The following is a 13,841-nucleotide window of genomic DNA, read 5'->3' as shown; positions in this document are numbered from 1 at the left end:
GACACGCTGATGTCGGACCAGCTCGACACCGCCGTCGAGCAGAACGGCAAGGGCGACCTCGCCGCACTGCTCGCCGGCGGCGACACCTGGACCGTCGTCGGCTGACGGGGAGGGACCGACCCGGACATACGGAACCCCGTGACGGTCGCCGGCGTCTTCGCGGCGGCCGCGATTCGGCGTGCCCCCGGACGCACCGTCCGGCCAACGGGCGTCGCTTCCCCGCCACTTGGGGTGACCAACCGGCTGATTGCCGTCTTGTCATGGCCTGTTACCGGCGCTTACTTTTGCCCCTCCTGACGCAATGTCGAGGGGGATACCCATGGCCGTACGCGGCCGGCACCGCCGGTACCAGCCGAACAGGATCAACCGGGCCTCACTGACCGTCACCGCGGGAGGGGCCGGGATCGCGCTCCCGCTCATCGGCACCGGCACCGCCCAGGCGGCCGGTGTGGACACCTGGGACAAGGTCGCCGCGTGCGAGTCCAGCAGTGACTGGGGCATCAACACCGGCAACGGTTACTACGGCGGCCTGCAGTTCACCCAGTCCACCTGGGAGGCGTTCGGCGGGACCGCGTACGCGCCGCGCGCGGATCTTGCCACCAAGGACCAGCAGATAGCCGTCGCCGAGAAGGTGCTGGACGGGCAGGGACCCGGCGCCTGGCCGGTGTGCTCGGTGCGGGCCGGACTGAGCCGGGGCGGTGAGACGCCCGACATCCGTCCGGCCGGGGGCGCGGGGGCGGAGAAGGACGCGGAGAGATCCACCGCGAAGCGGGACGGGAAGACCGGCGACACGTCGCCCGGCGGCTCCGGGAAGGCGGCGGCCTCGAAGTCCGCCCGTGCGTCCGGCAAGACGCCCGACGTACGGCCACAGACCACACCGCAGTCCCGGGCCGGGAAGGCCCGGATGTACACGGTGGTCACCGGCGACACCCTGTCCGGCATCGCCGACAGCCAGCGGGTCCCGGGCGGCTGGGAGGGCCTGTACGAGACCAACCGCGACTCGATCGGAGCGGACCCCGACCTGATCCTGCCCGGCCAGCGGCTGGCGCTGCGCGGCCAGCGGGCCGCCACGGCGCCCCGCGCCGAGCACAAGCCGTCCCCGGCGGCCGAGCCGAAGCAGCAGCAGCGGAAGCCGGCCAAGCAGAAGCAGCCCAAGAAGTCGTCCCCGGACACCGGCAACGACAAGGCCACGAGCGGTCACGCCGTAGTGGCTCCCGTCGACGCCTCCACCGGCACGCCGTACCACCAGGCGGGCTCGTCCTGGTCGAAGGGCTACCACACGGGCGTCGACTTCCCCGTCCCCACCGGTACCTCCGTCAAGGCGGTCGCCGCGGGCCGGGTCGTCAGCGCCGGGTGGGGCGGGTCCTACGGGTACGAGGTCGTGGTCCGGCACGCCGACGGCCGCTACTCCCAGTACGCGCACCTGTCGGCGATCTCCGTGAAGGACGGCCAGTCCGTGGGCGCCGGCCAGCGCATCGGACGGTCGGGCTCCACCGGGAACGTCACGGGCCCGCATCTGCACTTCGAGGTGCGGACGGGGCCCGGTTTCGGTTCGGACGTCGACCCGCTGGCGTATCTGCGGGCCGGTGGCGTCAGGATCTGATCCGCACCCGGCGCCGGTCGAGGACGGGCAGCGGGACGTACGGGCCGCCGTAGAAGGGCCCGTAGGAGACGATCCGGTCCTCGGCCGCGGGCACGGCCGGTTCCGGCGCCGTGTACGCCTCACCGGCGGGCGCGGCCGCCGGCACCGGCGCCGGGCCGGGGAGGAACACCTTGGCGGGGCGCGAGGCGAGCTGCTGCGCGCCCCCGCCACCGACCGGCGCGCCGTCGGACAGGCCCGCGACCGACACGGACGTGCCGGTCACCCCCTGGACCTCGACCGAGGCGGGCATCACCGGCTCGTGGACGACCGGCGCGATCGCCACCGACACGCGGGGTGCCGGCCCGACCACCACCGGCAGGCTCGTGACCGGCCCGCCCGGGACGGACCCGACCGCCGGTGCCACGGCGGACGCGCAGGCCGCCTCCGCCTCGGAGGCCACACCCCCGCAGACCGCCCCGGCCCCGGACACCGCACCGTCCGGCACAGCCTCCGCGTCGACCCCCGCCGCGGCCTCCCGCGCGAGCCGTTCCGTCGTCAGCAGGATCAGTCCGCCCGCGGCCACCACACCGCAGCTCAGGGCGAGCGCGGTGCCGGTCGTGCCGTAGCGGAAGGACTCGCCGAACATCGTGATGCCGACCACGGCCGCCACCACCGGGTTCGCGACCGTCAGCACCGCCAGCGGGGCCGCGAGGCCGGCGCCCCGGTAGGAGGCCTGCGACAGCAGCATGCCGGCCGTGGCGAGCACGCCGATCACCGCCAGGGAGGGCAGGTCGGCGGCCGACACGCCGCCGGTCCAGTCGACCGCCACCGTCTTGGTGAACACCGAGGACATACCGAACGCGATGCCGGACGCGGTCGCCAACAGCACGCTGCGCACCGCGGGATGCCGCTGCGCGGCCCGCCCGGCGATCATCAGCGTAACGATCGCACCGGCCGTCACCACGGCCACCGTCACGCGCTGCGCCGTGTCCAGCGACTGGGCGTCGGACGCGCCGACCAGGGACAGCAGACCGGCCAGACCGACCGTCGCCATGATCGCGCCCCGCCAGGCCGTCGCACCGGCCCTGCGGCCCACGAACAGCGCCGCCATGGGCAGGGCGAACACGATGGTGAGTGCCCCGAGCGGCTGCACCAGGCTCAGCGGACCGTAGGCGAGTGCCACCACGTGCAGCAGAGCGCCGAGGCCGTTGAGGCCGACCGCCGCCCACCAGGCGGGCCGGCGCAGCGGGGCGTACTGGACACCGGTGGAGGACGCCGCGACCTGCTCCTGCACGATCGCTCCGCCCGCGTACGCGACGGCGGAGACGAGCGACAGCAGCACGGACAACGCGAGGGCGCTCATCGGCTGCTCCTCTGCGTGAGGCGGGGGCTCATGGCCCGGCGCGGCGAACGGTCGTCTTCCATGGACAACACGATGCCGTCTCAGGATCTTCCCGTCGTCGTCCCTGAGCACTCATTGGGTCCTACTACCGATGGAGTACGACGACGGTGCCGTCCTCCCCAGGGTGGGCGTCTTTCGTCGAGGACCCCTGACCGCGTCCCGTAGGGGCCTTGATACTACTGCTCTCCGTGGACCTCGACCCCGGCCTCGCCGCCCTCCGCCCGCTCGGCGGTTTCTTCGTGCTGCGCGCCTCCCGGCCCCTCCCGCACCGGCCGCTGCCCACCCTCGCGCACGCCTGGCGGGAGGCCCCCGTGGGCGGTCCCGTCGGCGGACCCGACGGCGGCCTTGCACACGACCCCCTCGCCTTCCGCGTCCGGAAGGTCGCCGCCGCCCTCCGCGCCCCCGAGACCCGGATCGCCGCCTCCGTGGTGCACCAGGGGCTCGCCGCCCGCCTCTGGGCGGTGACGCTCGGCTGCGCCGCCCTCTACGGCAGGGTCCCCGACCTGGACCCCGGCCTGCTGCACTGGGACCCCGACGCCACCGCCCCCGACGACCTGTGGCTCGCCGAGGTGCGTCCGCGGCCGGGGGACGCCGCGACCGTGGCGGAGGCCGTGCTCGACACCCACCTGGTTCCGCTGACGGCGGCCCTGCGCGCCCGGCACCGCCTGGCGACCGGACTGCTGTGGGGCAACGCCGCTTCCGCCCTGGCCGGCGCCGCCCGCGAACTGGACCGCTGGGCCCGCCGCCACGGCCGAACCGACGCCGCCGCCCGCGCCCGCTCGCTCACCACCGGCCTGCTCGCGCACCCCCTCCTCACCGGGACCGGCACCCTGACGGGCACCGCCTTCCGGCGTCGCAGCTGCTGCCTCTACTACCGCGTGCCCGGCGGGGGCGTCTGCGGCGACTGCTGCTTCTCCCTGCCCTCTCGGCCGCGCTCTTCGCTGCCTCCGCGCTCTCCGGGGGCCCCGCGCTCTTCCCCGGGCGCCCCGTCTGAGTGACCATGAAGGGACCAGCCGCCGAACAGGGGAGGTTCCGGGTGCGTGTGGGACTGCTGACCCGGGAGTATCCGCCCGACGTGTACGGCGGCGCGGGCGTGCACGTCGAGTTCCTCGCCCGGGAGCTCGCCCGCCTCGTCGACCTGGACGTGCACTGCTGGGGCGAGGGCCGCGCCGACGGCGTACTGCGGCACCGTCCGTGGTCCGCGCTCGACGGCGCCAACGACGCGCTGCGCACCTTCTCCGTGGACCTCGCCATGGCCGCCGCCCTGGAGGGCCGCGAGCTCGTCCACTCACACACCTGGTACGCGAACCTCGGCGGCCGGCTCGCCCAGCAGCTGTACGACATCCCGCACGTCGTGACCGCCCACTCCCTGGAGCCGCTGCGCCCCTGGAAGGCCGAGCAACTCGGCGGCGGCTACGCCCTGTCCAGCTGGGCCGAGCGCTCCGCCGTCGAGTCCGCCGACGCCGTCGTGGCGGTGTCCGGCGCCATGCGCGAGGACATCCTCGCCTGCTATCCGGCCCTGGACGCGTCCCGGGTCCACGTCATCCACAACGGCATCGACACCACCCTGTACCGGCCCGATCCGCACACCGACGCCCTGGACCGGATCGGCCTGGACCGCTCCCGGCCGTACGTCCTGTTCGTCGGCCGCATCACCCGTCAGAAGGGCGTACCCCACCTGCTGCGGGCGGTGCGCGGCATCGACCCGGCCGCTCAGGTGGTGTTGTGCGCGGGCGCCCCGGACACCCCGGAGATCGACCAGGAGTTCCGCGACCTCTTCGCCGAACTGAGCCGGGCCCGCGAGGGCGTGCACTGGATCCCGCGGATGCTGCCGCGCCCGGAGGTGATCCAGCTGCTGACCCACGCCGCCGTCTTCGTGTGCCCCTCGGTGTACGAGCCCCTGGGCATCGTCAACCTGGAGGCGATGGCCTGCGGCACGCCCGTCGTGGCCTCCCGCGTCGGCGGTATCCCCGAGGTCGTGGCGGACGGCGAAACGGGGGTACTCGTACCCAAGGACGAAAGCGGCGGCGATCAGCGGGACGACGACTTCGAGCAGGGTCTCGCCCGGGCACTGGACTCCGTCCTCGGCGACCCGGAGGCCGCCCGGCACATGGGCGAGGCGGGACGGGAGCGCGCGGTGGACGAGTTCGGCTGGGACGCGGTCGCCCGCCGCACGGTCCGGCTCTACGAGGAGATGCTCGAACAGGCTTAGGCGGTCGGGCCCACGGGCAGGCATGGGCCACCAACGAGGGTGAGGGGAGCGGCCATGCGTCGTGGTGGTCCTTCGGTGCTCGGCATCGTGCTGGCTGGCGGGGAGGGCAAGCGTCTGATGCCCCTGACCGCGGACCGCGCCAAACCCGCGGTCACCTTCGGCGGCACGTACCGCCTGGTCGACTTCGTGCTGTCCAACCTGGTCAACAGCGACATCCTGCGGATCTGCGTCCTGACGCAGTACAAGTCGCACTCGCTGGACCGGCACATCACCACCACCTGGCGGATGTCCAGCCTGCTCGGCAACTACGTCACCCCGGTCCCCGCCCAGCAGCGCCTCGGCCCGCGCTGGTACCTGGGCAGTGCCGACGCGATCCTGCAGTCGCTGAACCTGATCTACGACGAGCAGCCCGAGTACGTCGCGGTGTTCGGCGCCGACCACGTGTACCGGATGAACCCGCGCCAGATGCTCACCCAGCACATCGAGTCCGGCGCGGGCGTGACCGTGGCCGGCATCCGGGTGCCGCGCACCGAGTCGTCGTCCTTCGGCGTGATCACTCCGGGCTCCGACGGCCGGACCGTCACCGGGTTCCTGGAGAAGCCCGCCGACCCGCCCGGACTCGCCGACGACCCGGACCGCGTCTTCGCCTCGATGGGCAACTACCTCTTCACCACCAAGGCCCTCGTCGAGGCCCTGCACCGGGACGCGGAGGACCCGCACTCCGTGCACGACATGGGCGGCTCGATCCTGCCCCAGCTCACCGACCGGGGCGAGGCCGCGCTCTACGACTTCAGCGGCAACCACGTGCCGGGGGAGACCTCCCGTGACCAGGGCTACTGGCGGGACGTGGGCACCCTCGACGCGTACTACGACGCCCACATGGACCTGATCGCCGAGCGCCCCGCCTTCAACCTCTACAACCGCGACTGGCCGATCTACACCCACTCCAACCAGCTGTCCCCGGCCCGGTTCAACGCCGGCGGCATGGCCAGCGAGTCGATCATCAGCGCGGGCTGCCTGATCCGCGGCCAGGTCACCCGGTCCGTGCTGTCGCCCGGCGTCGTGGTCGACCCCGGCGCGGTCGTGCAGGGCTCGGTGCTGCACGACAACGTGCACATCGGCCGGGGCGCCGTGGTGCGCGGGGCGGTGCTGGACAAGAACGTCGAGGTGCCGCCGGGCGCGACGATCGGCGTCAACCCGGAGCGGGACGCCGAGCTGTACACCGTGTCCAAGGGCGGCGTGATCGCGCTGGGCAAGGGGCAGCGGGTGCCGTGACGCCCGGGCCGGCCGCGGCCCCGGGGGCTGGTGCCGTCCCCCGGGGCCTTTGTCATGTCCCTGGACGCCAAGCGGAATCCATGTTGTCATGCCACTGCTGTTACATCGATGTATGACATCGATGTCCTGAGCCACCAGCCACCACCCGTTCTCGAGGAGAGGGCCAGTGCGCACCAAACGACTCAGAGACAGACTGGCGTTACTGCTCGCCGCCGCCCTGGGCGTCGCGGGACTCGCCGCCGTACCGGACGCGAGCGCGGCGGACGCCGCCGCCGAGATCCATGGTCTGAAGGGCGAGTACTACACCCAGTCCGCCCCCGGCGCCTTCGACTTCCACGAGCTCAAGGCCACGGGCTTCGACCCGCAGATCGACTTCGGCACCCTGGAACCGCGTCTGAGCTTCGCCACCGGCCGGTCCGACGACGTCAGCGTCCGCTGGACCGGCAAGCTGGTGCCGGAGAGGACCGGAGCCCACACCTTCTCGGTCACCGGCGACAACGGCTTCCGCCTCTGGATCGGCGGCAGCCTTGCCATCGACCACTGGGTCGACGACTGGGACCGCGAGCAGACCGCCGAGCCCATCGAGCTCACGGCCGGACGGTCCTACGACATCAAGCTGGAGTACTTCGAGCACTACGGAGGCTCCAACCTGCACCTGCGCTGGACCGAGCCCGGCGGCACCAAAGAGCCGGTGCCGCAGTCGGCGTTCCGCCTGCCCGACGGCTTTGACTACGACGGTGCGACGGCGACCACCGTGCTCGCCACGGGCCGCACCCTGGAACTCGACTTCGCCCAGCCCCTCGCCGCCGCCCCGGCCGGCCTCACCGACCACCTCGAAGCGGTGATCGGCGGCGCCAAGTGGCCCCTGGGCGAGGCCACGGTCGACCCGGCCGACCCCAGCACGCTCCTCGTCGCCCTCGGCGAACCCGTCGTCGGCAACAAGACCGGCACCGCACCCGGCACCGCCGACGTCCGCTACGACGGAGCGGGCGGCCTCACCGGCGCCGACGGCAACGTTGTCAAGGCGTTCTGGAGCAGCGGCGCGAATCACTCCACGTACGAGCTGCGCACCCGGTGGGCCGACGACGTGGACCCGGACGACGCCCACCCGGAGTACCCGCGCCCGCAGCTGACGCGGGACGCCTGGCGCAGCCTCAACGGCCGCTGGCAGTTCGCCGCCGCCGAGGCCGGCGAGCAGCCGCCGGTGGGCAAGCGGCTGAAGGAGCGGATCGTCGTCCCGTACCCGGTGGAGTCGCAGCTCTCCGGCATCCAGCGGCACGAGGACCGCATGTGGTACCGCCGCACCTTCACGGTGCCCCGCGACTGGCACATCGGCTCCGGCCGGCGGCTGCAGCTCAACTTCGGCGCCGTCGACTGGCAGTCCGAGGTGTACGTCAACGGCACGAAGGTCACCGAGCACAAGGGCGGCTACGACAAGTTCGGCGCCGACATCACCGACGCGCTGAAGCCCGGCGGCACCCAGGAGCTGATCGTCGGCGTCTACGACCCGACCGACGCGGCGAACGGCGAGAACCCGCCGCTCGGCAAGCAGCGCCTGGACCCGAGCGGCATCTGGTACACGCCCAGCTCCGGCATCTGGCAGACGGTCTGGATGGAGCCGGTCGCCCGGGACCACGTCGACTCCCTGAAGCTCACCCCGGACGTCGGCGCGGGCACGCTCACGGTCGAGCCCGAGGGCGTGCGCGACGGGGTACGGATCAGCGCGACGGCGTACGCCGGGCACCGCAAGGTCGCCACCGTGAGCGGACGCACCGGCGAGCCGCTCACCCTGAGGATCCGCGACCCGCGGCTGTGGTCGCCCGACGACCCGTTCCTGTACGACCTGAAGGTCACCGTCGGCACTGACCGTGTCCGGAGCTACTTCGGGATGCGTTCCGTCGCCGTGGAGAAGGTGAACGGCGTGCCCCGCACCCTCCTCAACGGCGAGCCCGTCTTCATGATGGCCACCCTCGACCAGGGTTTCTGGCCCGACGGCCTGCACACCGCGCCCACCGACGAGGCCCTCGCGTACGACCTGAAGCTGCACAAGGAACTCGGCTTCAACTCGGTGCGCAAGCACATCAAGGTCGAGCCCGACCGCTGGTTCTACTGGGCCGACCGGCTGGGCCTGCTGGTGTGGCAGGACATGCCCGCCATGACCGCCGGCGTGAACCCCGGCACGACCGCGCGCGCCGAGTACGAGCGCGAGATGAAGGAGATGATCGACGAGCACATCAGCAGCCCGTCGATCGTCATGTGGGTCACCTTCAACGAGGGCTGGGGCCAGTACGACATCGGCCGCGTCGCCGCGCAGGCCAAGGCCTGGGACCCGACCCGCCTCGTCAACAACCAGTCGGGCCTGAACCTGGGGGCCGACGGAGGCGCCGGCGACATCATGGACGAGCACGGCTACCCGAGCCCCGCCCTTCCGCCCCGGCCGGACGGCGAACGCGCCCTGGTCAGCGGCGAGTACGGCGGCCTGGGTCTCGCGGTGCCCGGCCACGCCTGGTCGGTGCAGCAGTCGTACGTCGACGTGGACCCCGCGACGTACACCGACGACTACCTCACCAAGCTCGACGAGGTCCGCGCCCTGGTCTGCAAGGGGAGCAACGGTGCCGTCTACACCCAGATCACCGACGTCGAGGGAGAGCTGAACGGGCTGACGACCTACGACCGCGAGGTCCTCAAGCCGGACGTCGAGCGGATGAAGGCCGCCCACGAGGCACTGATCCGCGACGCGTCCCGGCCCGCCCCCGCGGGGTGCCCGGCCGGCTGAGCACCGGCACGGCCCCCGGTCGGCCCGCAGCCGTCCGGGTGGGGAAGCGCGGGGCGGGCGGCGCCGCCGGTGCCGACCTGAGCGCAAGCGCCCCATGAGTCCCAGGAGTCCGGCCTCTGCCCGAGAGGCCGGACTTTTAATCTGTTGTTAACTGTGCGTAGCTTGATCGTACTTGACCGTAATCGGCGGAGGGCGATTGACTGCTTGTCCACCCGTCGTCCTTGCGAGGCAAGCCCTTGACTTCCGATCTGCTCGCCCCTCTCGACCTGGCGTTCTGGAACATCGAGTCCGCCGAGCACCCCATGCACCTCGCGGCGCTCGGCGTCTTCCCGGCTGACTCGTCCACCGCGGCCGCCCACGCGGCGGACCTGCTCGCGGCCCGCGCGCCGGGAGTCCCCGGGCTGCGGATGCGGATCCGGGACACCTGGCAGCCGCCGCTGGCCCTGCGCCGGCCCTTCTCCTTCGGCGGCGCCACCCGCGAGCCCGACCCGGGCTTCGACCCGCTCGACCACGTCCGGCTGCACGCCCCGACGACGGACTTCCACGCCCGGGCCGGCCGCCTCATGGAACGCCCGCTGGAGCGCAGCCGGCCGCCTTGGGAGGCCCATGTGCTGCCGGGCGCGGACGGTGAGTCCTTCGCCGTGCTGTTCAAGTTCCACCACGCCCTGGCCGACGGACTGCGGGCCCTGGCCCTCGCGGCGGGCGTCCTCGACCCGATGGACCTGCCCGCGCCCCGCCCCCGGCCCGAAGCGCCCCGGCGCGGCCTCCTGCCCGACGTGCGCACGCTGCCGGACCTGGTGCGCGGCGCCCTGTCCGACGCGGGACGCGCCCTGGACATCGGCGCCGCCGCGGCCCTGGCCGGCCTCGACGTACGTTCCTCGCCCGCGCTCACCGCCGAGCCCTCCGGCACCCGCCGCATCGCGGGGGCGGCCGTCGACCTCGACGACGTGCACCGGATCCGCAAGACCGTCGGCGGCACGGTCAACGACGTCCTGATCGCGGTCGTCGCCGGCGCCCTGCGCCGCTGGCTGGACGAGCGGGGCGACGGCAGCGAGGGCGTCGCCCCCCGCGCCCTGATCCCCGTCTCCCAGCGCCGCCCCCGCAGCGCCCACCCGCAGGGCAACCGGCTCTCGGGCTACCTGATGCGGCTCCCGGTCGGCGACCCGGACCCGCTGTCCCGGCTCGGCACGGTGCGCGCCGCGATGGACCGCAACAAGGACGCCGGGCCGGGGCGGGGCGCCGGCGCGGTCGCCCTGCTCGCCGACCACGTCCCGGCGCTCGGTCACCGGCTCGGCGGCCCCCTGGTCGGCCAGGCCGCCCGGCTCTGGTTCGACATCCTCGTCACCAGCGTGCCGCTGCCCAGCCTCGGTCTGCGGCTCGGCGGGCATCCGCTCACGGAGGTCTACCCGCTGGCCCCGCTGGCCCGCGGCCACTCCCTGGCGGTCGCCGTCTCGACGTACCGGGGACGGGTCCACTACGGACTGGTCGCCGACGCGAAGGCCGTGCCGGACCTCGACCGGCTCGCCCAGGCGCTCTCCGAGGAGGTGGAGACGTTGCTCACTGCCTGCGGTCCTCAGGAGCTGTCGTTCGGATCGTCCCGGGGGGCGCGGGGCACGGCGTGCAGCGGTACCGTCCGTGGAGACCGGCATGATCGAAACGACAGCCCCTGACCCCGGCGGGTTTGGATCCGGGCCCCGGGCTGAATAAAATCCGCTGTTCGACAGCGGCCGCGTCTCGGAGCGCCGCCACGGTGACCCAGGGAACGGCAGCGGCGATGACGGTGACACAGGACGGCCCGGCGACCACGGACGAGGCGGCCGCCTCGGCGTACGGCCCCGGCATCGACCCGGAGCGGCTCGCCGTCTGCCTGAGCGTGCTGGCGGAACTCGACGAGCTGGACGTCGACCACCCCGACGCGATCGCGGTCCGCCGGGCCACCTCGCACATCTACCGCATGGTCAAGCAGCGCCGCCGCCAGGAGCGCCGGGCCGCCAAGACCGCCCACGACAAGGCGGTCACCGAGGCCACCGCCACCGGGTCCGCCGAGCGCATCGACGACGAGACCGAGGGCATCCTGCCGTCCTCCCGCACCGAGGAGGGCGCGATCGCGGGGATACTCCAGCGCCCGCGCTCCTGCTACATCTGCAAGCAGCGCTACGTCGAGGTCGACTACTTCTACCACCAGCTCTGCCAGTCCTGCGCCGCCGAGAACCGGGCCCGGCGCGACGCCCGCGCCGACCTCACCGGCAGGCGCGCGCTGCTCACCGGCGGCCGGGCCAAGATCGGCATGTACATCGCGCTCAGGCTGCTGCGGGACGGCGCGCACACCACGATCACGACCCGCTTCCCCAAGGACGCCATCCGCCGCTTCAAGGCCATGGACGACTCCGCCGACTGGATCCACCGCCTGGAGGTCGTCGGCATCGACCTGCGCGACCCGGCCCAGGCCGTGGCGCTGGCCGACCAGGTCACCGAGCAGGGCCCGCTCGACATCCTGATCAACAACGCCACCCAGACGGTGCGCCGCCTGCCCTCCGCGTACGCCGCCCTCGTCGAGGGCGAGAGCGCCCCGCTGCCGGCCGGTGAGCTGCCCGCCCACCACGTCATCGGCGCCTTCGGCTCCGGTGCCGTGGACGGACTGGCCGCGCTGCCCGTCGGTGCCTCGGGGCTCGACGCGCAGAAGGTGGCCGACCTCGCCCTGGTCGCCGGCAACGCCAGTGTGGTCCGGCACCGCGAGGGCACCGCCATCGACGCGGGCGGTCTGCTCCCCGACGTCGTCGACAGCAACACCTGGGTGCAGACCATCGAGCAGATCTCCCCGGTCGAGCTGCTCGAGACCCAGCTGTGCAACTACACGTCGCCGTTCATCCTCATCAGCAAGCTGCGGCCGGCGATGGCCGAGGCCGCGCGCAGGGCGTCCTCCGGGCGCGCCTACGTCGTCAACGTCTCGGCGATGGAGGGCGTGTTCGCCCGCGGCTACAAGGGCGCGGGCCACCCGAACACCAACGCGGCCAAGGCTGCCATGAACATGGTGACGCGGACCAGCGCCCAGGAGATGTTCGACACCGACCGCATCCTGATGACCTCGGTCGACACCGGCTGGATCACCGACGAACGCCCCCACTACGACAAGCTGCGCCTGGCCGAGGCCGGCTTCCACGCCCCGCTCGACCTGGTCGACGGCGCCGCCCGCGTCTACGACCCGGTGGTGCGCGGCGAGGCGGGCGAGGACCTGTACGGCGTCTTCCTCAAGGACTACGCGCCCGGCAAGTGGTGACCGCGGTACCGGGCCGACGGCCGTAATCCGCTGGCCCGTTCGCCCGGCGCCGCCCTGCCGTGAGGGTGCGCGCCGGCGTGCCCGGTGCGCCGGCCCCGCGTACTTCGTGGTTCGACCCCATGCAGGCCCACTCACGGGCCTGTCGCCCCGTCGGGGGGCACCGCGCGGCCACCCTGATCTCGGGCACGCCTCGCGCGCACCCGCGGCGGATCCGGTCAGTCGACCGCTCCCAGCCGCGAGTTGCGCGCCGCCAGCAGTTCCAGCACCGTCCGCCAGTCCTCCAGGACCCCGGCGTCGAAGACGGCGGTACGGGCCTCCTCGCCGGCCTGCCGCAGACTGAGCAGGTCGTCGTCGTGGCAGCGGGCGTCCGGGAGGGCGTGCGCGTGCAGCAGGTGGGCGACGCGTGGGCCGAGCAACGGCCGTACCGCGTCGGCCGTGCGGCCGGCCGGACCGCCGGGCCACAGCAGCGGCCCCACCACGGACACCAGGCCGGCCACCTGGAGCTCCTTGTCGGCGGGGCGCCGCCGGCGCAGCAGCGCGGCGGTCCGCAGCGCGTGCCCGTGCGGATCCGCGGGGCCGTCCCCGTGACCGGAGGACGGCCGTGCGCCCCGGCAGGCGTACAGCAGGTCCATCAGCTCCTCGATGCTGCGCAGTTCCATGCCCCGGTCCTCCCACGAGACAGCCGCCCGGACCGCCAGCGCACCATGGCGAGCTTGCGACGCAGCCAACGGCACCTGAACGGCACGGCCGTCCGCCGCGGATATGCGACGGTGCGGCCGGTGAGGTGGGCCGAACGGGTGAGTCGCGCGCAGGGCGAAAGCTGATGAATCGCGGCAGACTGTCCCCAACTGTGCGCGGGGCGGCGGGCAATGGTTGCCCCATGTTTTGGAGCCCCATAGAGCGCACCCCCGCTCATTTGGTTAATCTGGAGCGGACGGACAGGCAGTACCGGGTGCCTACCCACACCCACGGTCCGTCATGGGACGCGCCGGTCCACATCGGCCCGCTCCCGCACGAGTTACCGGCGCCACCGCGTCCGAACTGCATGCGACTCAGACCCGAGCGGGCGCCAGGTGCCGGACGGCAGACTGGCCGACAGGCCCCGAGGGTGACCCGACACATAAGGAGTGCGCGGTGACACCGAAGACGACGACGAACCCCGAGCAACGCACCGAGGAACGCGCCGAGCGCGCGGGCCGCCGGCCCGGAGAGATCGGCAGCCTCGACGTGTGGGCACGGTCCGCCCCCATCCGCCTGGCGGGCTACGAGGAAGACCTCGCCGAGCCGCACATCCTGCCCAGCGTGGACTGACCCGCC

Annotated in this window: 10 protein-coding genes; 8 read left to right on the top strand and 2 right to left on the bottom strand. The window is 73.1% G+C overall.

Annotation, left to right across the window (positions count from 1 at the left end; genetic code table 11):
- The first annotated feature begins 319 nt into the window (after positions 1 to 319).
- A complete protein-coding gene (locus IEZ05_RS31755) occupies positions 320 to 1,603 on the top strand; it encodes a transglycosylase family protein (RefSeq protein ID WP_189233748.1) in 1,284 nt (427 codons plus the stop codon).
- Here the strand turns inward: IEZ05_RS31755 and IEZ05_RS31750 are convergent.
- Positions 1,593 to 2,945: a DMT family transporter gene (locus tag IEZ05_RS31750; protein WP_189233747.1), complete on the bottom strand. Its 1,353-nt coding sequence runs from the start codon at positions 2,943 to 2,945 to the stop codon at positions 1,593 to 1,595. The genes IEZ05_RS31755 and IEZ05_RS31750 overlap by 11 nt on opposite strands.
- Positions 2,946 to 3,172: 227 nt before the next feature.
- Between IEZ05_RS31750 and IEZ05_RS31745 the strand changes: the two genes are divergently transcribed.
- The 6 genes from IEZ05_RS31745 (at position 3,173) to IEZ05_RS31720 (ending at position 12,524) form a co-directional block, all read left to right on the top strand.
- A complete protein-coding gene (locus IEZ05_RS31745) occupies positions 3,173 to 3,982 on the top strand; it encodes a (2Fe-2S)-binding protein (RefSeq protein ID WP_189233746.1) in 810 nt (269 codons plus the stop codon).
- Positions 3,983 to 4,020: 38 nt separating this feature from the next.
- Positions 4,021 to 5,196 (top strand): glycogen synthase, encoded by a 1,176-nt coding sequence (gene glgA, locus IEZ05_RS31740; RefSeq protein ID WP_189233745.1) that lies wholly within the window; start codon positions 4,021 to 4,023, stop codon positions 5,194 to 5,196.
- Positions 5,197 to 5,250: 54 nt separating this feature from the next.
- Entirely contained in the window at positions 5,251 to 6,471 is a 1,221-nt protein-coding gene (gene glgC / locus IEZ05_RS31735; RefSeq protein ID WP_189233744.1) for a glucose-1-phosphate adenylyltransferase, read from the top strand.
- Positions 6,472 to 6,637: 166 nt separating this feature from the next.
- Positions 6,638 to 9,247: a PA14 domain-containing protein gene (locus tag IEZ05_RS31730; protein ID WP_189233743.1), complete on the top strand. Its 2,610-nt coding sequence runs from the start codon at positions 6,638 to 6,640 to the stop codon at positions 9,245 to 9,247.
- A gap of 236 nt (positions 9,248 to 9,483) precedes the next feature.
- Positions 9,484 to 10,917, top strand: a complete 1,434-nt coding sequence (locus IEZ05_RS31725; protein ID WP_229869951.1) for a wax ester/triacylglycerol synthase family O-acyltransferase — start codon at positions 9,484 to 9,486, stop codon at positions 10,915 to 10,917.
- A 104-nt stretch (positions 10,918 to 11,021) separates the two neighbouring features.
- Positions 11,022 to 12,524 carry an SDR family NAD(P)-dependent oxidoreductase gene (locus tag IEZ05_RS31720; protein WP_189233742.1) on the top strand — a complete coding sequence of 501 codons (1,503 nt, stop codon included), beginning with the start codon at positions 11,022 to 11,024 and terminating at the stop codon, positions 12,522 to 12,524.
- A gap of 215 nt (positions 12,525 to 12,739) precedes the next feature.
- Here IEZ05_RS31720 and IEZ05_RS31715 read toward each other — a convergent pair whose 3' ends face one another.
- Positions 12,740 to 13,183, bottom strand: coding sequence for a hypothetical protein (locus tag IEZ05_RS31715; RefSeq protein WP_189233741.1), 444 nt, complete (start codon positions 13,181 to 13,183; stop codon positions 12,740 to 12,742).
- A gap of 475 nt (positions 13,184 to 13,658) precedes the next feature.
- Here IEZ05_RS31715 and IEZ05_RS31710 point away from each other — a divergent pair, with 475 nt between their 5' ends.
- Positions 13,659 to 13,835 (top strand): hypothetical protein, encoded by a 177-nt coding sequence (locus IEZ05_RS31710; protein WP_189233740.1) that lies wholly within the window; start codon positions 13,659 to 13,661, stop codon positions 13,833 to 13,835.
- Positions 13,836 to 13,841: the final 6 nt, after the last annotated feature.

Origin of the sequence: Streptomyces flaveolus, from assembly GCF_014648815.1 — a bacterium.
Taxonomy (GTDB): Bacteria; Actinomycetota; Actinomycetes; order Streptomycetales; family Streptomycetaceae; genus Streptomyces; species Streptomyces flaveolus.
Note: the sequence above shows the minus strand (reverse complement) of the source record. Positions and strands in the feature narration are given on the sequence as shown.